Below are 21,871 nucleotides of genomic sequence, written 5' to 3'. Positions count from 1 at the left end.
AAACAAGTCTTAAATTAATTGCAACCAGCCGGCAAGACATAGCCGTCAAGCTCGACAGCGCGACCCTGGGCCGCAAATAGCTCAGCCCAGCGTCAGGCTGGCGACGATGGGCGCGTGGTCGGACAGCTTGGCCCACAGGCTGCCGTGCATCACCTCGGCCGCCTCCACCTTGAAGCCGCGCACGTAGATGCGGTCGAGCCGGAAGAACGGCAGCGCCGCCGGGAAGGTGCGCGCCGGATTGACGCCCGGACTGATGCTGGACTTGCGGCGCAGCGTGCGCACGATCTCGTCGAGCGCGGAGTTGGAGCCGATCTGGTCGAAGGCCTCGACCACGCCGAGCGCGTTGCGCAGTTCGCTGCCGAGGGTGTTGCGCCAGTCGTTGAAATCGCCGGCGATGATGACCGGCTCGCCGTCGGGCGCGGAGGCGCGCACGGCCGAGATCAGCGCCTGGGTCTGGCGGCGGCGGCCCGCCTCGAACAGGCCCAGGTGCACCACATAACAGTGCACCGTGCCGTGCGGCGTGTTCAGCACGCAATGCAGGATGCCGCGCTGTTCGTAGGCGTGGTCGGAGACGTCGTGGTTGGCCTGGTTGGCGATCGGGAAGGCGCTCAGCAGCGCGTTGCCGTGATGGCCGTGGTCGTAGATCGCGTTCATGCCGTAGGCGGCGTGGGCGTGGCGCGACTCGCCGGCGAAATATTCGTGCTGCGCCGCGGCCGGCCAGTGCTTGTGGCCGAAGTGTTCGGCGCCGTACTTGGCGGCGTTCAAGTCATGCTTGCCCTGTACCTCTTGCAAAAAAACCACATCGGCGTCGAACAGGCCGATCGCCTGCTTGAGCGCCAGCACCCGCGGCTCGCTGCGGATGGCGGATACGCCCTTGTGGATGTTGTAGGTCGCGACTCGGATTTTCATCCATCTATTCTAACCCTGAGTCCGGGATCTGGGCGTACGCCGCCACACATACCGCAAGGCTATGGCTTAAGCTTGGTCCGGTAACCAACGGCCGGCCAGCCCTTCAACATGCCTTCCAGACTGAGGTCTTCATCGAACTGATCCCAATGTAGGCCCTCGCCATCGCCGATGATTTCCCATTGCTCCAGTTGCACCTGGGTCGCACCGGCCAAACGAGGATACCAAGCCAAGGGGGTGCTGATGCGACGGCCATCCATCAGGTCTACCGTCAAGTGCGTGGCATCGACGGACGCGTGTTTGATTCGCTCATCAGGTATGGTCAAAGTAGTCATTCCATTTCCTCAGAAAATCCAAGCGATAGTCAGAAATAATACGCGCAATCTCGCGCAATTCAAGCGGTGTGAAATGCGAATTCTGCACCACCGTAGCGCTCTCGATCCAGAACTTTGCAGTCTTCCGGGCTTTGCTGACATGCACATGCGGAGGCTCGCCTGATTCGCCGCTATAGAAGAAAAACCGGTAGCCCTTGAGCCGCAACAGCACTGGCATGACATGCTCCAGAAATCGATACGGATTTCCGAGTATGCGTCGCGACAGCTAGCCGCAACTTGAGGCGACACAAGCTAGCGGATCTGTTGCGGGAGTTGAAGCACGGCTTCGGCGTTGGAGGAGGAGAAGCATTTGTCGGCCGCTTCCAGGTAGGGCAGCCAGACGTGGTTCAGGTGCTCGCGCGGGGCCAGCTTGATGGCGATGTCGCGCGGGACTTCGACGCTGAAGACGTGCTCGGTATTTTCCGTCACGCCGGGTGCGTAGCGATGGCGCCACACCGGGTAGATCGTGTAGATATTGGACAGCCGCCAGTCGCGCAGCACGATGGTCTCGCCGTCGGCGACGATGCCGGTTTCCTCGAACAGTTCGCGGCGCGCGGTGTCCAGCAAGGGCTCGTCGAGCGCGTCCAGCGAACCGGTCACCGATTGCCAGTAACCGGGCCGGTCGGCGCGTTCGATCAGCAGCACTTGCAGGTCGGCCGTGTGGATCACCACCAGCACCGACTCGGGAATCTTGTAAGGCTTCATGGTTCGGTTAAAAGAAAAGGCGCCGAAGCGCCCTTTCCATTGCAATATTAGCCAGCCACTTTTGGCTCGGCCGCGCGCAGACGGATATGCAGTTCTTTCAACTGCTTCTCGTCCACTTCCGACGGCGCCTGGGTCAGCAGGCACTGGGCGCGCTGGGTTTTCGGGAAGGCGATCACGTCGCGGATCGAATCGGACTTGGTCATCAGCGTCACGATACGGTCCAGGCCGAACGCCAGGCCGCCATGCGGCGGCGCGCCGTATTGCAGCGCGTCGAGCAGGAAGCCGAACTTCAGGCGGGCTTCGTCGGCGTCGATCTTCAGCGCGCGGAACACTTTCGACTGTACTTCCTCGCGGTGGATACGGATCGAACCGCCGCCCAGTTCCCAACCGTTCAGGACCATGTCGTAGGCCTTGGCGATGCAGGCGCCCGGATTGGTTTCCAGCCAGTCTTCATGGCCGTCTTTCGGCGCCGTGAACGGATGGTGGGTCGCGGTCCAGCGGTCGGCTTCCTCGTCGTATTCGAACATCGGGAAGTCGATCACCCACAGCGGCGCCCAGACGTCGTCAAACAGGCCGGCCTTCTTGCCGAATTCCGAATGGCCGATCTTGACGCGCAGCGCGCCGATCGCATCGTTGACCACCTTGGCCTTGTCGGCACCGAAGAAGATCAGGTCGCCGTCTTCGGCGCCGGTCAGTTCCAGGATCTGGGCCAGGGCGGCGTCGTGCAGGTTCTTGACGATAGGCGATTGCAGACCGTCGCGGCCCTTGGCCTTCTCGTTGACCTTGATGTAAGCCAGGCCGCGCGCGCCGTAGATGGCGACGAACTGGGTGTAGGCGTCGATTTCCGAACGTGGCATGTCGCCGCCCTTCGGTACGCGCAGGCCCACCACACGGCCGTTAGCCATGTTGGCGGCGCCGGAGAACACCTTGAAGTCGACGTCCTTCATGACGTCGGTCAGGTCGGTGAACGACAGCTTGACGCGCATGTCCGGCTTGTCCGAACCGTATTTGCCCATCGCTTCGGCGAAGTCCATGACCGGGAACGGGTTAGGCAGCTCGACGTTCATGGTGTTGCGGAACACCTTGCGGATCATGTCTTCGAACAGGTCGCGGATTTCCTGTTCGGTCAGGAACGAGGTCTCGCAGTCGATCTGGGTGAATTCAGGCTGGCGGTCGGCGCGCAAGTCTTCGTCGCGGAAGCACTTGGTGATCTGGTAGTAACGGTCGAAGTTGGCGACCATCAGCAGCTGCTTGAACAGCTGCGGCGATTGCGGCAGCGCGAAGAAGTTGCCGGCGTTGACGCGCGACGGCACCAGGTAGTCGCGCGCGCCTTCCGGGGTCGACTTGGTCAGCATCGGGGTTTCGATGTCGATGAAGCCCAGCTCGTCGAGGTACTTGCGCACTTCCATCGTGACCTTGTAGCGCAGGCGCAGGTTGTTCTGCATCTGTGGACGACGCAGGTCCAGCACGCGGTGGGTCAGGCGGGTGGTTTCGGACAGGTTGTCGTCGTCCAGCTGGAATGGAACGGCCACGGAGGCGTTCAACACTTCCAGTTGCGAGCAGACCACTTCGATCTTGCCCGACGCCAGGTTGGCGTTGACGGTGCCGGCCAGGCGGTCCTTGACCACACCGGTGACGCGCAGGCAGAACTCGTTACGCACGGCTTCGGCGGCCTTGAATACTTCAGCCTGCTCCGGATTGCACACGATCTGCACCAGGCCTTCGCGGTCGCGCAGGTCGATGAAGATCACGCCACCGTGGTCGCGGCGACGATGTACCCAGCCGCACAGGCTGACAGTTTGGCCAAGCAGCGCTTCAGTGGTGAGGCCGCAGTAGTGAGTACGCATTGAGGACATGTTTATTTCTCGGTTCAGGTTAAGTTACTCAGTTAATCTATTGTTTGGCGATTTCGATGGCACGGGGCGCGTCTTCCGGCGACACCACACCCATCGAAACGATGTACTTCAGCGCCGCGTCGACGGACATGTCGAGCTCGACCACGTCCTTGCGCGCCATCATCAGGAAAAAGCCCGACGTCGGGTTCGGCGTGGTCGGGATGTAGACGCTGACATAATCGCCCACCAGGTGGTTCTTGACGTCGCCGCCGGGGGTGCCGGTCAGGAAGGCGATGGTCCACGAGTTCTGGTGCGGATACGGGATCAGCACCGCCTTGCGGAAGGCATTGCCGGACGACGAGAACAGCGTGTCGGACACCTGCTTGACGCTGGAATACAGCGAACTGACGACCGGAATGCGGGTCAGCAGTTTTTCCCACAACTTGACCACGTAGTTGCCGACCAGGTTGTTGGTCAGCAGGCCGGTCAGGAACACGATCAGCACCGTCAGCACCGTGCCCAGGCCGGGAATATCGAAGCCGATCAGGGTACGCGGCTGCCAGCGCACCGGCACAAACAGCAGGGACTGGTCCATGGTGCTGATGACCAGGTTCAGCACCCAGGCGGTAATCGCCAGGGGCACCAGGATCAGCAAGCCGGTAATGAAATATTTACGCATCGATTACTCTTAGAGTGGGTGGTGCTGCGGTGGGCTTCGGTCCGTGCTCAGTCCGACTTCGTGCCGGACGCGGGCGCGGCAGGCGCGGCCGCCGGCGTGTCCGTCGGGGCAGGCGCAGCCGGTCCGGTCGCGGTGCCGGTCGCCGGCGGCGTGCCGCCACGGAAATCGGTCACATACCAGCCGGAACCCTTCAATTGGAAGCCGGCGGCGGTCAATTGTTTCTTAAACGTTTCTTTGCCACACGACAGGCAAACAGTCAGCTGCGGGTCGGAAATCTTCTGCAAGACATCCTTGGCAAAACCACACGCCTCGCAGCGGTAAGCGTAGATCGGCATCTATTACTCCGCAAAAATCATCAAAACCCTGAATTATAAAGCTTTTTGCCGGCGTCCTGTCTGTTTCCTAAGGTTAAGGGCGGCGGCGCCAGGCCATCCAGCGCTCCTTGCCCTCGAACACCGGGATGGAATCGCTGACGGCGGCGTCGGCGACGCACTCGAAGTCGGCCGCCAGCAAGGCCTCCAGCTCGGCGCGCGTGATGCCGAACGGCGGGCCCTTGGGAACGTCGTCGAAGAAGAAATAGCCGGCCAGCAGCGCCCCCGGCGCCAGCAAGGCCGCCCAGCGCGCCGCCACCTGCGGCCGCAGCGCGCGCGGCAGGGCGCACAGGAAGGCGCGTTCGTAGATCAGCTGCAAGGGCCGCTGCGGCTGCCAGGTGAAGAAATCCGCCTCGACCACGCGCGCCGCGTGCGGTCCGACCGCCGCCTTGCCCGCCGCCACCGCGGCCGGCGAGAAATCGATGGCCACCGCGTCCCAGCCCGCTTCGGCCAGGAAGGCCAGCTCGTAGGCCGAGCCGCAGCCCGGTATCAGCGTGGTCAGCGGCGCGCTGGCGACGGCGAAGTCGCGCAGGGCCTGCGGCACGCCGCCCCGGTCCCAGGGCGTGAACTGGCGCTCGAAGCGCTCGTCCCAGAACGCCGGCGAGCTCGGATCGCGTTGTGCAAAGTCCACCATGGTCAGATCAAGTGATGCCAGCGCAGGTACAGCTGGTAGCCGGCGACGCCGATGCCGAACGCGCCGGCGAAGTAGATCACCAGGCTCAGCAAACGGTTGGTGCGCTGCTGTTCGTGGATCAGCACCTTGATCAGCTCGGTGTTATCGGCCGGCTTCTCGCCGCCCTGCTCCAGCGCCCGGTGCAGCAGGCGCGGCAGTTGCGGCAGGATGTGGGTGTAGCGCGGCGCTTCCGCCTTCAGGCGCTGCCACATGCCCTGCCAGCCGACCTGCTCGGCCATCCAGTTTTCCAGGTAGGGCTTGGCGGTCTTCCACAAGTCCAGGTCGGGGTCGAGCTGGCGGCCCAGGCCTTCGATGTTGAGCAGCGTCTTTTGCAGCAGCACCAGCTGCGGCTGCACTTCGACGTTGAAGCGGCGCGAGGTCTGGAACAGGCGCAGCAGGATCTGGCCGAAGGAGATGTCCTTCAGCGGGCGGTCGAAGATCGGCTCGCAGCAGGCGCGCACGGCGGACTCCAGCTCGTCGACCCGGGTCTCCTTGGGCGCCCAGCCGGACTCGATGTGGGCCTCGGCCACGCGCTTGTAGTCGCGGCGGAAGAAGGCCAGGAAGTTCTGCGACAGGTAATCCTTGTCGAAGTCGTTCAAGGTGCCGACGATGCCGAAGTCGAGCGCGATGTAGCGGCCGAAGGTGGCCGGGTCGATCGACACCAGGATATTCCCCGGATGCATATCGGCGTGGAAGAAACCGTCGCGGAACACCTGCGTGAAGAAGATCTCGACGCCGTCGCTGGACAGTTTTTTCAGGTCGACGCCGGCCGCTTCCAGGCGGTCGATCTGCGACACCGGGATGCCGTGCATGCGCTCCATCACGATCACGCTGTTGGAGCAGTAGTCCCAGTGCATCTCCGGCACCAGCAGCAGCTTGGAATCGGCGAAGTTGCGGCGCAGCTGGCTGGCGTTGGCCGCCTCGCGCATCAGGTCCAGCTCGTCGTGCAGGTATTTGTCGAACTCGGCGACCACTTCCTTCGGCTTCAGGCGCTTGCTGTCGGCCCAGATGCGGCCTATCCATTCGGCCGCGATGTGCATCAGCGCCACGTCCTCGTCGATCGACTTCTTCATGCCCGGACGCAGCACCTTGACCGCCACCTGCTTGCCGTCCTTGAGCGTGGCGAAGTGCACCTGCGCGATCGAGGCCGACGCCACCGGCGTGCGCTCGAAGCTGGCGAACAGCTGGTCGGGATGGGCGCCCAGCGACTTGCGGATCTGCGCGATGGCCAGGTCGGAATCGAACGGCGGCACGCGGTCCTGCAGGTGCGACAGTTCCTCGACCAGGTCGGCCGGGATCAGGTCGCGCCGGGTCGACAGCACCTGGCCGAACTTGACGAAGATCGGGCCCAGGTCTTCCAGCGCCATGCGCAGCCGCACGCCGCGCGGCGCCGACAGGTCGCGCCAGAAGAACACGGTGTCGATCAGCTTGGCGATGCGGGGTTTTTTCAGGCCGGAGATGGCGATTTCGTCGAGGCCGTATTGCACCGACACCCGCAGGATCTTCAGCAGGCGTAAAAATTTCAACATCATTTGGCGTCCAGTTTCTGTTCCAGTTTGGCCAGGCGCTTGGCGGCGCGTTCGACGTCGTCGCGCAGGCGCACCACGTCGGCCGAGAAGGCTTCCACCGTTTGCGGACGGATCAGCACAGGTTTTTCATCGAGCAGGAATTCGGCGACGTTTTCGGCCAGCTTCAGGTGGCCGTTTTTGATCGCCTCAAACGCGGCGCGGGCGCCGGACACCATGCGCACGGCGGCGATCGGGCCCACCACTTTTTCCAGGTCGTACTCGGCTTCCCAGCGCAGCGACTTGCTGAGGTTGGAGATGGCGTTGGCGAACTCGGCGTCGCCCTCGATCTGCACGTAGGAGAAAGCGCGCTCGCGGTTCTGCGCGATCAGCGGCAGGTCGGACAGCTTGACGCGGATGGTGACGCGCGCCGGCTCTTCCGGCGGCGCGGCTTCCAGCATGCCGTCGGCCGTCACGCGCAGGCGCAGCACGACCGCACCGGTGTCGATGGCGGCGATCTTGCCGGCGTGGCGCTGCAACTCCTTGCGCGCCCACGGCTCCTGCGCCAGCAAGTGATTGATGGCGGCGCTGGCCGGCGCCGCGGCGGAGAAATTCGGTGGTGTCATACGCTAACCATGAAAACAAAAACCGCAAAACAAAACCGCCCGGAAATACGGGCGGTCTTGATCTTACCAGCTTGCCGCGAAATTACGGCAATTACGCGAGCTGTTGAATACCAGCCAGCAGCCAGCCAGACGCGCCGGAAACCGGCTTGGACAGGTTCCACACCTCGTTGAACGGCTCGGCCAGCGCATCCGGCGCCGGCTTGATGGTGCCGGTGAACTTGACGCTGGCGAGGTAATCGCTGGCGCTGGTTTCGATGCCCAGCAGCTCGGCCTCGATGGTGACGACGTCGGTGTAGTCCTTCTGCGCGCCGCGCTCGCTGATCTGCATCTTCAGCTCGGCAAACACCTCGGGGGTGGTGAATTCGCGGATATCGGCCGAATCGCCCTTGTCCCAGGCCGCTTGCAGGCGGATGAAGTTGCTCTTGGCCACGCGCAGGAAGGACGGCGCGTCGAAGTCGGCCGGCACGCCCCACGGCGTGTGGGCGACCGGCGCGGCGGCCTGCTGCATTGGCTCGGACTGCAAGCGCGAACCGATCTCCGGCGTGCCGCTGGATGGCGGCATCCCGTACACATTGTTGCCGCCGTGATTGCCGCCAAATGCGACCGGGGCCGCCGCCGCAGGCTGCGCACGGTTGCGGATCATGCGGATCACGAAGAACACCACGCCGGCCAGCAGCGCCAGCATCAGCAGCGAGCCGAACATGCCGCCCATGGCGCCGCCCAGGCCGAAGTGCGAGAACAGTGCGCCGATGCCCAGGCCCAGCAGTGCGCCGCCCAGGATACCCTTCCATGGGCTGGCCGGTTTCGGCGGGATGGCGGCAGGCGGAGCGGCCGGCGCAGGAGCGGCCTGGCGCGGCGCGGTGGGCGCCGGCGCGGCGGCCGGCGGCATGCGGTTGACGCTTTGCGACTGGCGTCCGACCGAACGGCCGCCGCCCATTGGACGGGCCAGCGCCTCGCCCAGCATCGACAGTGCGGAAACGGCCAGCACGGCGCCGAGCAGGATTTTCTTGATATTCATGGCATTCCTATCACTACAGTTTGACTACAGTTTGATACCGGTGTGTAAAGCGGCCACACCTGCCGTCAGGTTGTAATACGTTACCCGTTCCAGGCCCGCCTCTTCCATCATGGTCTTCAGCGTTTCCTGGTCCGGGTGCATGCGAATCGACTCGGCCAGATAGCGGTAGCTTTCGGCGTCGTTGGCGATCTTCTGGCCCATCCACGGCAGGATCTTGAACGAATAGAAATCGTAAGGTTTCTGCAAGGGCTCGGCCACTTTCGAGAATTCCAGCACCAGCAGCTTGCCGCCCGGCTTGAGCACGCGGCGCATTTCCGCCAGCGCCTGGTCCTTGTGGGTCATGTTGCGCAGGCCGAAGGCGACGCTGACGCGGTCGAAATAATTGTCCGGGAACGGCAGTTTTTCGGCGTCACACAGCAATGTGGGGGTCAACAGGCCGCGATTCAAGAGGCGGTCGCGGCCGACGCGCAGCATCGACTCGTTGATATCGGTGAGCCAGACCTCGCCGGTCGGGCCGGCCTGTTTGGCGAATACCTTGGCCAGGTCGCCGGTGCCGCCGGCGATGTCCAGGCACTTGAAACCGGGGCGCACGGCCGCATTGGCGATGGTGAAGGTCTTCCACAGGCGATGCAGGCCGGCCGACATGACGTCGTTCATGATGTCGTACTTGGCGGCGACAGAATGGAAAACCTTGGCGACTTCGCGGACTTTGTCGTCTTCCGCGACGGTTTTGTAACCGAAGTGAGTGGTATTGGTCATGTTGGGCAGGCCTGTTAGTTTGCCTGCATTATACAAGACCCTACTGCGCATTCAGGTGGCGCCACTCCAGTCCCAGCGCGGTGCGCGGGCGAAACCCCTTCCACGGGGCGGGATCGGGCTTGATGGTGCCGTCCGCGCCCAGCGGCGGCAGCTCCAGATAAGGCTGCAGGGGCTGCCGCTTGAGGTGGATGCCGAGGAAGGCCGTGACGAAATGCTGGTTGATGTTGTTGATGCGGCGGCTGTCCCACACCGGCTCGGAGTAGGACATGAAGTCGTCGAAGTTGGCCAGCATGGCCGGCGACGGCGGATTCGGCGCGGAATTGTGGCGGCCGCCGACGTAGGTCAACAGGTAGCGGTCGGCGTGGATGGCGCCCTGGAACAGGCGCAGCACGCCGTCCTGGTAGCCGGCCACGTCGTCCTGGTCGCCGCTGACGAACAGCATCGGCGTGCGCACGCCGGCCAGGCCGGCCGGCTCCCACACCTGGTGCGCGCCGCCCCACGGCGCAAACGCCACCACCGCCTTGATGCGCGGATCGCGCCGTTCTTCATATTGCGCGTTGCCCTGCTGGTTGACCGCCAGCTTGCCGCCCGGGACGTAGGCCACCGCCACCGGGCCGACGCCGGCGCCGACGGTGTTGAGCGCGCCATAGCCGCCCATCGAGTAGCCGACCAGCGCGGTGTTGTCGGCGTCGACCAGGCCGGACAGGAAATGCCCGCTGCCCGGCTGGCCCCAGGCGGCCACGGTTTGCAGCACGAACAAATCGTCCTGCGCGCGGTTCAGCAAGGTGCTGGCGAAGCCGGCCTTGTCGGCGCGGGTCGATTCGGGATGGTCGATCGCCACCACGATGTAGCCTTTGGAGGCGAGGTTCTCGGTCAGGTAGCTCATCTGCAGGCGCGAGCCGGGATAGCCGTGCGAGACGATCACCAGCGGATAGCCGCCGGCCGGCGCGCTGGCGGCCGGAGCCTGCGGCACCGCATTGCGCGCGGCGCGGCCGTTGAAGGTGAATTGGGTGTTGGGACGGGCAGCATCATTCGGGCCGGAGCCGAGCACATCGATATAAACCGTATGTTCTTTTTGGCCGGGCTGGAGTTGGGCCGGGTACCAGACTTCCAGCGTCAGCTTGCGGCTGTAGCGCGGGTTCGGCGCGGCGTCGCTGTAGCGCAGGATGTCGAGCTGGTCCGCATGCTCGGCCAGCAGCGTGCGCACGCCGACCGGCAACGATCCACGCGCCGCCAGCTCGGGCGCGTCGGGCCGCGCATCGCCGAAGTATTCCTGGGCGCCCAAAGGCGCGGCGATCAAGGCCACGGCCAGCATCAACACCTTGCAAACATCCTTCATGCCAACTCCCATCAAGCGAAACCGCCAACTATCCCACGGTGCTGTGACAACTTGATGAAATGAAGGCGCGTCCGTTTGATATAGCCGAAACCGTGGCCATACGGACGGGCTAATCTGGCCAGAACCACCCGAGGTCCAGCCATGCCGCCAACCGTCTATCTCGACACCTCCGTCATTTTGCACCTGACCGATCCGCCGAGTCCCAACCCGATCACCCGCGCCTGCCAACAGCTGACTCAGCTTTGGTGGGATACCCGTTGCGATGCAAGTAGAACGTATGTTTCCGGGTATGTCATCGCAGAGATAAAGCATGGCGATCCACTCAACATGGCACGCCGCATGAGAATGATTGAATTTCTTCCCCGCCTGCCAGACGGTGCGCGGACGGAAGGCGTTGCCGAACTTTTAATCTGCGGCGGCGGTCTAAACGCAAGAGCGATGAAATGCGCCGAACACATTGCTTGCGCAGCGCAAAACCGGAGTGAGATTCTTCTCACATGGAATTGCCGGGACATCGCGAACGCCAGACAACTCCGGCTTCTGAGGGTACTGATCCACGCACAAAGACTGCATCTTCCCGAGTTGGTAACGCCCTTTGAACTGATGGAGAATCGCTATGAAAATATATGACGTGGAAATTCCTCCGGACTTGGAGATTCCAGAACTCGACGAACATTCGCGGGCCGAGATTGACGCATTGCATGAAGAAATTGCACGCGACAGGGCCGAACGCAAACGACGAGCAGAGATGTCGCCGTACAAGGATGTGGGAGAAGCCTGGCAACTGCCTTCGACTCCACACCTCCCTGACCCGGAGCCATCCATCGATGTAGAAGCACTGCGCCAGCTACCTCTGCATGTACGGGCCATCTTCGCCTATGTGCTGCGTGAGCACGTCACGCGCTGACGCACTTAGTGCTTATGGCCGCAGCCTGTGTGGTTTTTCGAGCCCGGGCCGGTCAGCGTGACGCCGGTTTCCCGGCCGCTGTCGCCTTCGAAGCCGGACGCGTGCAGGCGATCCATGTAGTTGGCCCACAAGGCGTCTTTTTCATTGCCCAGCTTGTACAGGTAATCCCAGGTGTACAGGCCCGTGTTGTGGCCGTCGGTGAAGGTCGGCTGCACCGCGTAGTTACCGACCGGGTCCATCGCCGCGATGCCCACTTCGCGCTTGCCCACCTGTAGCACCTCCTGCCCTTCCCCGTGCCCCTTGACCTCGGCAGACGGCGAATACACGCGCAGCAGCTCGAACGGAATCGAGAACGAGGCGCCGTCGTCGAATTCGACGTCCAGCAACTTGGACTTGTTGTGGACGGTCAGTCCGGTGGGTTGCTTGCTCATATGGAGTCTTTCAAACGTTCGATGATCGCGGCGTGCAGGGCCGGCAGCAGCGCGCGGCGCGCGGCCAGTATTTCCGGCGCCGACGCGCGCTGCGCAACCGCCCAGGTCGGATTCGGGAAATGCACATCGTCCGCATAACGCGGAATCACATGCCAGTGCACATGAGGCGTCATATTACCAAAGCTGGCCAGGTTGATCTTTTCAGGCGCCATCACCGCGCGTTGCGCGGACTCAACCGCCCACACCACGTCCATCACGCGGCTGCGTTCAGCCGGCGACAGATCCGTCATTTCCTTGACGTGGGCATGCCACACCACGCGCGTGAAGCCCGGATATTCGGGCTCGTCCACGGCGACCACCGCCAGCTGGCGGTCGCTCCAGACCACCGCGCCGGCGGCGGGCGCCGCCAGCAAGGCGCACAGGTCGCAGGCCATTACACCAGCACCCGTTCGATGCCGCCGTCGTTGGCGCGCTTGACGTAGTCGGCCATCCAGTTCTCGCCCAGCAGGTGCTTGGCGATCTCGACCACGATATAGTCGGCCGTGGTGCCGGCGTCCTCGCCGTAGCGCGACACGCCGCCCAGGCAGGCCGGGCAACTGGTCAGGATCTTGACTTCGCCCTCGAAGCCGTCGGCGCGCAGCTTGTCCGCGCCCTTGATGACTTCCTCTTCCTTGCGGAAGCGCACCTGCGTCGAGATGTCGGGACGCGCGATCATCAGCGTGCCCGAATCGCCGCAGCAGCGGTCGTTCTTCTCGATCTTGACGTTGTCGTGCGTCTGGATCAGCGTGTTGACGGTCTTGGTCGCCTCCTGCATCTTCATCGGCGTGTGGCAAGGCTCATGGTACATATAGCGCGTGCCGGTGACGCCTTCCAGCCGGACCTGCTTCTCCATCAAATACTCATGGATGTCCATGATGCGGCAGCCCGGGAAGATCTTGTCGAACTCGTAGGTCGCCAATTGGTCGTAGCAGGTGCCGCACGAGACCAGCACGGTCTTGATGTCCAGGTAGTTGAGCGTGTTCGCCATGCGGTGGAACAGCACGCGGTTATCGGTCATCATCTTCTCGGCCTTGTCGTACTCGCCCGAGCCGCGCTGCGGATAACCGCAGCACAGATAGCCCGGCGGCAGCACGGTCTGCACGCCCACTTCCCACAGCATCGCCTGCGTCGCCAGGCCCACCTGCGAGAACAGGCGCTCCGAGCCGCAGCCCGGGAAGTAGAACACCGCTTCCGTATCGGCGTTGGTGGCCTTGGGGTTGCGGATGATAGGAATGACCTTGTCGTCCTCGATGTCCAGCAGGGCGCGCGCGGTTTTCTTCGGCAGGCCGCCCGGCATCTTCTTGTTGATGAAGTGGATCACCTGCTCGCGCACCTTAGGCTTGCCCACGCTCGGCGGCGGCGCCTTGGTCTGCTTCTTGGCGAATTTCTTCAGCAAGTCGTTGCCCAGGCGCTGGGCCTTGTAGCCGATGCCGACCATCGCCGCGCGGGTGGCGTTGATGGTGGCCGGATCGGTGGCGTTGAGGAAGAACATCGCCGCCGACTTGCCGGGATTGAAGCTCTTCTTGTCCATCTTGCGCAGCAGGTTGCGCATGTTCATCGACACGTCGCCGAAGTCGATGTTGACCGGACAGGGCGTGACGCACTTATGGCAGATCGTGCAGTGGTCGGCCACGTCCTCGAATTCTTCCCAGTGCTTGATCGAAATGCCGCGGCGGGTCTGCTCTTCGTACAGGAAGGCTTCGATCAGCGACGAGGTCGCCAGGATCTTGTCGCGCGGCGAGTACAGCAGGTTGGCGCGCGGCACGTGGGTCGAGCACACCGGCTTGCACTTGCCGCAACGCAGGCAGTCCTTGACGCTGTTGGCGATCTCGCCGATATCGCTCTGCTGCATGATCAGCGATTCGTGGCCCATCAGGCCGAACGACGGCGTGTAGGCGTTAGACAAATCGGCTTCCATGCCGGCCAGGTTCAGCAGCTTGCCCTTGTTGAAGCGGCCTTCCGGGTCGACCCGCAGCTTGTAGTCGCGGAACGGGCCGATTTCCTCTTCGGTCAGGAACTCCAGCTTGGTGATACCGATGCCGTGCTCGCCCGAAATCACGCCGTTGAGCGAACGGGCCAGCTTCATGATGCGGGCGACGGCCTGGTGCGCCAGTTGCAGCATCTCGTAGTGATCCGAGTTGACCGGCAGGTTGGTGTGCACATTGCCGTCGCCGGCGTGCATGTGCAGCGCCACGAACACGCGGCCGCGCAGCACGCGCTGGTGGATCGCGGTCGCTTCCTCGAGGATCAGCTTGTAGGCGGCGCCGTTGAAGATCTGGCGCAGCTGGGCGCGGATTTCCTGCTTCCAGGTGACGCGGATGGTGCGGTCCTGCACCACGTCGAACAAGGTCGCGTCCGGCTGGGTCTTCAGGCGCTCGTCGAACACCGGCAGCAGGCGCTCCAGGCCCAGTTCGGCCAGTTGCGCGGCGACGGCGGTCAGCGGCTTGTCGAGCTCGGCCAGCAGGAAGCTCCAGCGCGCCACCACCTGGGTCAGCAGCGCTTGCGCCTGCTGTTCGCGGTCGCCCAGCATTTCCTCGTCGCCGACGGCGTCGTCGGCGTCGTCGCTCTTGCCGATCGGCAGATTGCCGGCGGCGAAGAACTGCTGCAATTCATCGGCCAGCTGCAGCTTGTTCTTGATCGACAGTTCGATGTTGATGCGCTCGATGCCGTCGGTGTACTCGCCCATGCGGTTGAGCGGGATCACCACGTCTTCGTTGATCTTGAAGGCGTTGGTGTGCTTGGCGATGGCGGCGGTGCGGGCGCGGTCCAGCCAGAATTTCTTGCGCGCTTCCGGGCTGACGGCGACGAAGCCCTCGCCCACGCGGGTATTGGCGATGCGCACCACTTCCGACGCGGCCAGGGCGACCGCGTTTTCATCGTCGCCGACGATGTCGCCGAACAGCGCCATCTTCGGCAGCACGCCGCGTTTGGACTTGGTGGCGTAGCCGACCGCGCGCAGGTAGCGCTCGTCCAGGTGCTCCAGGCCGGCCAGGCGCAAGGTGCTGAACTGCTCGCCCTTGGCCGGCAAGCCGTCCAGGTAATCCTTGATTTCGACGATGGACGGGATCGCGTCGCGCGCCTGGCCGAAGAACTCCAGGCAGACGGTGCGGGCGAACTTCGGCATCTTGTGCAGGATCCAGCGGCTCGACGTGATCAGGCCGTCGCAACCCTCTTTCTGGATGCCCGGCAGGCCGGACAGGAATTTGTCGGTGACGTCCTTGCCCAGGCCTTCCTTGCGGAACTTGCGGCCTTCGATCTCCAGCAGCTCGGTCTTGAACGGCTCGCCTTTCGATTCGCCGCGCGCGGTCGGATGGGTCCACTCCAGCTTGAAGCGGGCCAGCGGCGCATCGTGGATCTTCGACAGGTTGTGGTCGAGGCGGGTCACTTCCAGCCAGTCGCCGTTCGGGTCGACCATGCGCCACGAGGCCAGGTTGTCCAGCGCCGTGCCCCACAGCACGGCCTTCTTGCCGCCCGCGTTCATCGCGATATTGCCGCCGATGCAGGAGGCGTGGGCCGAGGTCGGATCGACCGCGAACACGAAGCCGGCCTTCTCGGCCGCTTCGGAAACCTTGTGGGTGATGACGCCGGCGCCGGTGTAGATGGTCGCGTATTCGCGGTCCAGGCCGGGCAGCACCTTCATTTCCACCGCGCCCATGTTGAGCAGCTTCTCGGTATTGATGACGGCCGACATCGGCGTCAGCGGAATCGCGCCGCCGGTGTAGCCGGTACCGCCGCCGCGCGGGATGATGGTCAGCCCCAGCTCGATACAGCCCTTGACCAGGCCGGCCATTTCTTCCTCGGTGTCCGGGGTCAGCACCACGAACGGATACTCGACGCGCCAGTCGGTGGCGTCGGTCACGTGCGAGATGCGCTTCATGCCGTCGAAGCAGATGTTGTGCTTGTCGGTGTAGCGGCCCAGCACCTTGTTGGTGCGCTTGCGCAGATCGTAGACTTGCTTGAATTCCTCGCCGAAGTCGGCCACCGCCTTGCCGGCCGCGCGCAGCAGCTTGGCGACATTGGCGCTGCGTTCGCGCGCGCCTTCGTCGCTGCTGTCGTCGACCGTCAGGCGGCGCTTGTCCACCTCGGCCAGGCGGTGATGCAGCGCATCGATCAGTTCCTGGCGGCGCTTCGGGTTGTCCAGCATGTCGTCCTGCAGATACGGATTGCGGCGGACGGCCCAGATATCGCCCAGGACCTCGTACAGCATGCGCGCCGAGCGGCCGGTCTGGCGGGCGCCGCGCAAGGCATCCAGCAAGCTCCACGACTCCTCGCCCAGCAGCCGGATGACGATCTCGCGATCGGAAAACGACGTGTAGTTATAAGGAATTTCACGAAGGCGCGTGGCTTCGGGACCGTGGGGCGTTTCCGCCAGCAAAGCTTGGATTTGTGCAGGGGCATTCATTGTGAGATTGGACTTGTAGACTGAACCCGGGAGGGTCATTCTAGCGTATTGCGGCGCACCACGCCGGAACACCCCTTGGCAGTCGAGGGGCTATCCGGGTTGCAACAACCCACCAAAAATTTGCAAATTCCGGCTTTTATTGGCAATAACGGATAAATATCCGATATAAAACTGAACGAAATTCACGCCTGGATGCTTATGGCAATATGATAGCTTGCACCAAATTAGCCGAGCAATTGGCCTATCCTGTGCCAAACCCCGTCCGGCACGTACAACAGCAGCGTGGTCATGGTCAGGTAGCGCAGCATTTTCCCCACCGCCATATAGGCGATGCTGGGCCAGAAAGGCAGCTTGAGCCAGCCGCCCAGGGTGCACAGCGGATCGCCGACGCCGGGCAGCCAGGCCAGCAGCATGGTCTTGGCGCCGTAGCGTTCCAGCCAGTGGAACCAGCGGCTCTTGCGTTCCTTGGAGAAAGTCTGCTTGGCCTGGTAGCCGATCCAGTAATCGACCGCGCCGCCCAGCGTATTGCCGACGGTGGCGACGGCGATGACGCTCCAGAACAGGGCCGGATTGGCCTTGATGACGGCGAACACCGCCGGTTCCGAGCCCAGCGGCACCAAGGTGGCGGAGATCAAGCTGATGATAAAGACCGAGGTCAGGCCCACTTCCGGCGCCGCCAGCACGTGCAGCAGCCAGGCGATTGCAGATTCGATCATCGGTTTCTTTGAGCGGAAGGAAAGGTGTCCATTATAATGAGTCGCACACCGCATGATTGAACAGTAGGGCCGCGCTCCCATCCGCGCGCGGCCCGCGCCCCTGCTTCACCCGGTCACACGCCGGATAGTTAGCACTGAATAAGCAAAGCACCCTGGGGGTCAAGTCTGACATTCGGACACGAGCTCTACCGTAGCGCACGCTACGGTAGAGCTCGTGTCCGAATGTCAGACTTGACCCCCAGAGCCCCGGAATCACTATGTTTGCAAACCATGACTATCGACTATCTGAAGAAAATCCTGACCGCGCGCGTCTACGACGTCGCTACTGAAACCCCGCTGGAACTCGCGCCGACGCTGTCGCAGCGCTTCGAGAACCGAATTTATTTCAAGCGCGAGGACATGCAGAGCGTGTTCAGCTTCAAGATTCGTGGCGCCTACAACAAGATGGCCCACCTCAGCGACGCCCAGCGCAAGCGCGGCGTGATCTGCGCTTCGGCCGGCAACCACGCCCAGGGCGTGGCGCTGTCGGCGGCGCGCATGGGTTGCCGCGCGGTCATCGTGATGCCGACCACCACCCCGCAGGTCAAGGTGGAGGCGGTCAAGGCGCGCGGCGGCGCCGATGTCGAGGTGGTGCTGCACGGCGAATCCTATACCGACGCCTACAACCACGCGCTGTTGCTGGAACAGGAACAGAAGCTGACCTTCGTCCACCCGTTCGACGATCCCGACGTGATCGCCGGCCAGGGCACCATCGGCATGGAAATCCTGCGCCAGCATTCCGGCCCGATCCACGCGATCTTCGTGCCGATCGGCGGCGGCGGCCTGATCTCCGGCATCGCCGCGTACGTGAAACAGATCCGCCCGGACATCAAGATCATCGGCGTGCAAAGCCTCGATTCCGACGCCATGGCGCGCAGCGTCAAGGCCGGCGAGCGCGTCACGCTGTCCGACGTCGGCCTGTTCGCCGACGGCACCGCGGTGCGCCTGGCCGGCGAGGAAACCTTCCGCCTGGTGCAGCAGTACGTGGACGACATCATCCTGGTCGATACCGACGCCATCAGCGCCGCCATCAAGGACGTGTTCAGCGACACCCGCTCGATCCTGGAACCGTCCGGCGCGCTGGCCGTGGCCGGCGCCAAGGCCTATGTCGAGCGCGCCGCGCTGAGCAAGGACCCGATCCGGAACGAAACGCTGATCACCATCGCCAGCGGCGCCAATATGAACTTCGACCGCCTGCGCTTCGTCGCCGAGCGCGCCGAGCTGGGCGAAGCGCGCGAGGCGGTGTTCGCCGTCACGCTGCCGGAGCAGCGCGGCAGCTTCAAGCGCTTCTGCGCGCTGGTCGGCCCGCGCAACGTCACCGAGTTCAACTACCGCATCAGCGACCAGGACGAGGCCCATGTGTTCTGCGGCGTGCAGATCGCCGACCGCAGCGAATCGGGCACGCTGGCCCGCATCTTCGAACAGAACGAGTTCAGGACGCTGGACCTGACCCACGACGAGCTGGCCAAGGCCCACATCCGCCATCTGGTGGGCGGCAAGAGCGCGCTGGCCAAGGACGAGTTGCTGTATCGTTTCGAATTCCCCGAGCGTCCGGGCGCGCTGATGCGCTTCCTGAACTCGATGGCGCCGAACTGGAACATCTCGCTGTGCCACTACCGCAGCCAGGGCGGCGACGTCGGCCGCATCCTGATCGGCCTGCAAGTGCCGGCCGAGGAAATGGACCAGTTCGCGCAATTCCTGACCACGCTGGGCTACCGCTACTGGGATGAGAGCGCCAACCCGGTGTACAAGCTGTTCCTGGGCTAACCGCAGCACGACGGCATGGTTTGCGCTACCATGCCGTCCTTCACTGAAACACCACACACCGCCATGACCAATACCGTCGACTTGTCCCCACTGGGAAAAACCTCAGCCTACCGCACCGACTACGCACCGGAACTGCTGTTTCCGATAGCGCGCCAGGGCAAGCGCGACGAACTGGGCCTGACCGGCACCCTGCCCTTCTTCGGCGTCGACATCTGGAACGCCTACGAAATCTCGTGGCTGAACGCGCGCGGCAAGCCGCAGGTGGCGATCGCCCGCATCACCGTGCCGGCCGATACGCCTAACATCATCGAATCGAAGTCCTTCAAGCTGTACCTGAACTCCTTCAACCAGACCCGCCTCGACAGCGTGGTCGCGCTGAAGAACCTGCTGCAACAGGACCTGTCGAACGGCTTCGGCGCCACCGTGCACATCTCGCTGACCCAGCCGGAGGAATTCGGCATGGTGGAAATGGGCGAGCTCGACGGCCTGCTGCTGGACCGCCTCGACATCGAGGTCGACCACTACCACCCGGCGCCGGAGCTGCTCAAGGCGGCGCTGGACGAGGAGCCGGTGGAGGAAAAACTGATCTCGCACCTGCTCAAGTCGAACTGCCTGGTCACCGGACAGCCGGACTGGGCCAGCGTGCAGATCCATTATTCCGGTCCGCAGATCGACCAGGAAAGCCTGCTGCGCTACCTGATCGGTTTCCGCGAGCACAACGAGTTCCACGAGCAATGCGTCGAGCGCATCTTCACCGACATCCTGCGCGAGTGCCAGCCTCAGCAATTATCGGTGTACGCCCGCTACACCCGGCGCGGCGGGCTGGACATCAATCCCTGGCGCAGCAACTTCAGCACCGCTCAAAAGCCGCCCAATCTTCGTGGCGCACGTCAATGAATCTGGCGCTTTTTCCAATCAAACCGGAAAAATCAGGCGTATGATATGCAGATGGCGCGCGGTTGTTGAGCACCGCGCGCCATACGGCCCCACCGGCCTGAAAACGCACAAATAATCGGAAATTCGCCCCAGACCCTGGCGAAAAACCGGCGTTTTCCGTGATTTCTACTCAGAAATAGCGATTCCTTTCTTTGCAGCACAGCTATCCAGCCCGCGCGCCGGCTGGCCAACACAACCGTAACAACGGGCGCGAGCGATTTCCTGTTACATGGCGCAGAAACAAGCCTATAATTCTGCTCGCATGCCACCTTTGTGCGTTGCAACATTCTATGTCGCGTTATGAATAACCTGAGCAAAATACTTTCACTGGAAAACGTGCTGTTGGATCTGGAAGTCTCCAGCAAGAAGCGCGCTTTCGAGCAAGCCGGCCTGATCTTCGAGAACAACTGCGGCATCGCCCGCTCCACCGTGTCGGACAACCTGTTCGCGCGCGAGCGCCTGGGTTCGACCGGACTGGGGCATGGCGTCGCCGTCCCGCATGGCCGCATCAAGGGCATGAAAAGCCTGAAATCGCCGCTGGCGGCCTTTGTGCGCCTGGCCGAACCGATCCCGTTCGAGTCGCCGGACGGCAAGCCGGTCAACCTGCTGTTCTTCCTGCTGATCCCGGACCACGTCACCCAGCAGCATCTGGAGATCCTGTCCGAGATCGCCGAGATGTTCTCCGACGACGCCTTCCGCACCGCGCTGAGCACGGACGCGGATCCGAAATCGGTGCACTCGCGCATCATCAACTGGATGCCGAGCCTGCAGGCGGCGGGTTGAGATTTCTTGGTCGTCATACAATAGGTTAAACTAAGCTTCAGTTCATCCTCATGTAAAGACGACCCATGCTGCAAACTCCGCTGACGATACAACGCCTCTACGACGACAATCGCGAAAGTTTGCAGCTAGGCTGGTTCGCCGGCTTCCCCGGCGGCGAACGCCTGATCTCCGGCGACGTCGCCTCGGCCGCCGACCAGGTCGGCCACCTGAACACCATCCACCCGGGCCGCATCCAGGTCTTCGGGCACCAGGAAATCAACTACTACCAGCGCCTGAAGTCGCTGACGCGCGCCCACGTCATCGGCGAGCTGATCGCCGGCGGCCCGCCGGCGCTGATCATCGCCCAGGGGCTGGAAACGCCGCCCGACATCCTCGCCATCTGCGACGAGAAAAACATTCCGCTGTTTTCCACGCCGCTGCCGGCCGCGCAGGTGATCGACTTCCTGCGCGTCTACCTGTCGAAGAAGCTGGCGCAGCGCATCATCATGCACGGCGTGTTCATGGACGTGCTGGGCGTTGGCGTGCTGATCACCGGCGATTCCGGCCTGGGCAAGAGCGAGTTGGGCCTGGAGTTGATTTCGCGTTCGCACGGCCTGGTGGCCGATGACGCGGTGGAGTTTTCGCGCATCGCGCCGAACATGATCGAAGGCCGCTGCCCGGCGCTGCTGCAAAACCTGCTCGAAGTGCGCGGGCTGGGGCTGCTGGACATCAAGGCCATCTTCGGCGAGACCGCGGTGCGCCGCAAGATGCGCTTGAAACTGATCGTGCACCTGGTGCGGCGCGGCGCGGCCGACGAGGAAGTGGAGCGCCTGCCGTTCCAGTTCCCGACCGAGGACGTGCTGGGCCTGCCGATCCGCAAGGTGGTGATCCCGGTGGCGGCCGGCCGCAACATCGCGGTGCTGCTGGAAGCGGCCGTGCGCAACACCATCCTGCAACTGCGCGGCATCGATACGCTGCAAGAGTTCATGGAGAGGCAACGACAAGCCATGAGCGGAGATTAGGCTGCGTCGTTCCCGCGCAGGCGGGAACCCATGTTGAACATCTGCGGACGCTCAGTATAG

23 protein-coding genes are annotated in these 21,871 nt (G+C 63.3%); 6 read left to right on the top strand and 17 right to left on the bottom strand.

Going from position 1 to position 21,871, the window contains the following annotated elements; translation table 11 throughout:
• Nucleotides 1-81: 81 nt before the first annotated feature.
• The 13 genes from AC1RMD_RS23135 to AC1RMD_RS23075 form a co-directional block, all read right to left on the bottom strand.
• Nucleotides 82-909 (bottom strand): endonuclease/exonuclease/phosphatase family protein, encoded by an 828-nt coding sequence (locus tag AC1RMD_RS23135; RefSeq protein ID WP_492929774.1) that lies wholly within the window; start codon nt 907-909, stop codon nt 82-84.
• A gap of 59 nt (nt 910-968) precedes the next feature.
• Entirely contained in the window at nt 969-1,241 is a 273-nt protein-coding gene (locus tag AC1RMD_RS23130) for a DUF2442 domain-containing protein (RefSeq protein ID WP_492929772.1), read from the bottom strand.
• Nucleotides 1,219-1,458 (bottom strand): DUF4160 domain-containing protein, encoded by a 240-nt coding sequence (locus tag AC1RMD_RS23125; RefSeq protein ID WP_492929770.1) that lies wholly within the window; start codon nt 1,456-1,458, stop codon nt 1,219-1,221. The genes AC1RMD_RS23130 and AC1RMD_RS23125 overlap by 23 nt, the downstream gene beginning before the upstream one ends.
• A 74-nt stretch (nt 1,459-1,532) precedes the next feature.
• Nucleotides 1,533-1,985 (bottom strand): dihydroneopterin triphosphate diphosphatase, encoded by a 453-nt coding sequence (nudB, locus tag AC1RMD_RS23120; protein WP_492929768.1) that lies wholly within the window; start codon nt 1,983-1,985, stop codon nt 1,533-1,535.
• 47 nt (nt 1,986-2,032) lie between these two features.
• Entirely contained in the window at nt 2,033-3,832 is a 1,800-nt protein-coding gene (aspS, locus tag AC1RMD_RS23115) for an aspartate--tRNA ligase (RefSeq protein ID WP_492929860.1), read from the bottom strand.
• A gap of 46 nt (nt 3,833-3,878) precedes the next feature.
• Entirely contained in the window at nt 3,879-4,499 is a 621-nt protein-coding gene (locus tag AC1RMD_RS23110; protein ID WP_492929766.1) for a DUF502 domain-containing protein, read from the bottom strand.
• A 47-nt stretch (nt 4,500-4,546) separates the two neighbouring features.
• Nucleotides 4,547-4,834 (bottom strand): FmdB family zinc ribbon protein, encoded by a 288-nt coding sequence (locus AC1RMD_RS23105; RefSeq protein ID WP_492929764.1) that lies wholly within the window; start codon nt 4,832-4,834, stop codon nt 4,547-4,549.
• A 73-nt stretch (nt 4,835-4,907) separates the two neighbouring features.
• Nucleotides 4,908-5,504 (bottom strand): methyltransferase domain-containing protein, encoded by a 597-nt coding sequence (locus tag AC1RMD_RS23100; RefSeq protein ID WP_492929762.1) that lies wholly within the window; start codon nt 5,502-5,504, stop codon nt 4,908-4,910.
• Nucleotides 5,505-5,506: 2 nt separating this feature from the next.
• Nucleotides 5,507-7,075: a ubiquinone biosynthesis regulatory protein kinase UbiB gene (gene ubiB, locus AC1RMD_RS23095; RefSeq protein ID WP_492929760.1), complete on the bottom strand. Its 1,569-nt coding sequence runs from the start codon at nt 7,073-7,075 to the stop codon at nt 5,507-5,509.
• Nucleotides 7,072-7,674, bottom strand: coding sequence for a ubiquinone biosynthesis accessory factor UbiJ (locus tag AC1RMD_RS23090; protein WP_492929758.1), 603 nt, complete (start codon nt 7,672-7,674; stop codon nt 7,072-7,074). The genes ubiB and AC1RMD_RS23090 overlap by 4 nt, the downstream gene beginning before the upstream one ends.
• A 91-nt stretch (nt 7,675-7,765) precedes the next feature.
• On the bottom strand, nt 7,766-8,692 hold the full coding sequence (locus tag AC1RMD_RS23085; protein ID WP_492929756.1) for a Tim44 domain-containing protein: 927 nt from the start codon (nt 8,690-8,692) through the stop codon (nt 7,766-7,768).
• Between the two features lie 24 nt (nt 8,693-8,716).
• Entirely contained in the window at nt 8,717-9,451 is a 735-nt protein-coding gene (gene ubiE, locus AC1RMD_RS23080) for a bifunctional demethylmenaquinone methyltransferase/2-methoxy-6-polyprenyl-1,4-benzoquinol methylase UbiE (RefSeq protein WP_116992725.1), read from the bottom strand.
• Nucleotides 9,452-9,491: 40 nt separating this feature from the next.
• Nucleotides 9,492-10,790: an alpha/beta hydrolase family protein gene (locus AC1RMD_RS23075; RefSeq protein ID WP_492929754.1), complete on the bottom strand. Its 1,299-nt coding sequence runs from the start codon at nt 10,788-10,790 to the stop codon at nt 9,492-9,494.
• A gap of 141 nt (nt 10,791-10,931) precedes the next feature.
• On the opposite strand from AC1RMD_RS23075, the gene AC1RMD_RS23070 reads away from it, so the two are divergent.
• Both AC1RMD_RS23070 and AC1RMD_RS23065 read left to right on the top strand, forming a co-directional pair.
• Complete coding sequence (locus tag AC1RMD_RS23070; protein WP_492929752.1) at nt 10,932-11,420, top strand: PIN domain-containing protein; 489 nt, start codon at nt 10,932-10,934, stop codon at nt 11,418-11,420.
• A complete protein-coding gene (locus tag AC1RMD_RS23065) occupies nt 11,407-11,697 on the top strand; it encodes a hypothetical protein (RefSeq protein ID WP_492929750.1) in 291 nt (96 codons plus the stop codon). Before AC1RMD_RS23070 ends, AC1RMD_RS23065 begins: the two co-directional genes overlap by 14 nt.
• A 5-nt stretch (nt 11,698-11,702) precedes the next feature.
• On the opposite strand, the gene AC1RMD_RS23060 is transcribed toward AC1RMD_RS23065, so the two are convergent.
• The 4 genes from AC1RMD_RS23060 to AC1RMD_RS23045 form a co-directional block, all read right to left on the bottom strand.
• On the bottom strand, nt 11,703-12,128 hold the full coding sequence (locus tag AC1RMD_RS23060; protein WP_492929748.1) for a gamma-butyrobetaine hydroxylase family protein: 426 nt from the start codon (nt 12,126-12,128) through the stop codon (nt 11,703-11,705).
• On the bottom strand, nt 12,125-12,562 hold the full coding sequence (locus tag AC1RMD_RS23055; RefSeq protein WP_492929746.1) for an HIT family protein: 438 nt from the start codon (nt 12,560-12,562) through the stop codon (nt 12,125-12,127). Before AC1RMD_RS23055 ends, AC1RMD_RS23060 begins: the two co-directional genes overlap by 4 nt.
• On the bottom strand, nt 12,562-16,569 hold the full coding sequence (locus AC1RMD_RS23050) for a DUF3683 domain-containing protein (RefSeq protein WP_492929744.1): 4,008 nt from the start codon (nt 16,567-16,569) through the stop codon (nt 12,562-12,564). The genes AC1RMD_RS23055 and AC1RMD_RS23050 overlap by 1 nt, the downstream gene beginning before the upstream one ends.
• Before the next feature lie 224 nt (nt 16,570-16,793).
• Nucleotides 16,794-17,285 (bottom strand): YqaA family protein, encoded by a 492-nt coding sequence (locus AC1RMD_RS23045; RefSeq protein WP_492929742.1) that lies wholly within the window; start codon nt 17,283-17,285, stop codon nt 16,794-16,796.
• 270 nt (nt 17,286-17,555) lie between these two features.
• On the opposite strand from AC1RMD_RS23045, the gene ilvA reads away from it, so the two are divergent.
• From ilvA to hprK, 4 genes are all read left to right on the top strand, one after another.
• Complete coding sequence (ilvA, locus tag AC1RMD_RS23040) at nt 17,556-19,091, top strand: threonine ammonia-lyase, biosynthetic (protein ID WP_492929740.1); 1,536 nt, start codon at nt 17,556-17,558, stop codon at nt 19,089-19,091.
• Nucleotides 19,092-19,154: 63 nt separating this feature from the next.
• On the top strand, nt 19,155-19,988 hold the full coding sequence (queF, locus tag AC1RMD_RS23035; protein WP_492929738.1) for an NADPH-dependent 7-cyano-7-deazaguanine reductase QueF: 834 nt from the start codon (nt 19,155-19,157) through the stop codon (nt 19,986-19,988).
• Between the two features lie 339 nt (nt 19,989-20,327).
• On the top strand, nt 20,328-20,810 hold the full coding sequence (locus AC1RMD_RS23030) for a PTS sugar transporter subunit IIA (RefSeq protein WP_020704458.1): 483 nt from the start codon (nt 20,328-20,330) through the stop codon (nt 20,808-20,810).
• A gap of 65 nt (nt 20,811-20,875) precedes the next feature.
• On the top strand, nt 20,876-21,811 hold the full coding sequence (gene hprK / locus AC1RMD_RS23025; RefSeq protein WP_008444515.1) for an HPr(Ser) kinase/phosphatase: 936 nt from the start codon (nt 20,876-20,878) through the stop codon (nt 21,809-21,811).
• Nucleotides 21,812-21,871 lie beyond the last annotated feature (60 nt).

It is taken from the genome of Duganella sp. GW822-FHT06D06 (assembly GCF_058799615.1).
Note: the sequence above shows the minus strand (reverse complement) of the source record. Positions and strands in the feature narration are given on the sequence as shown.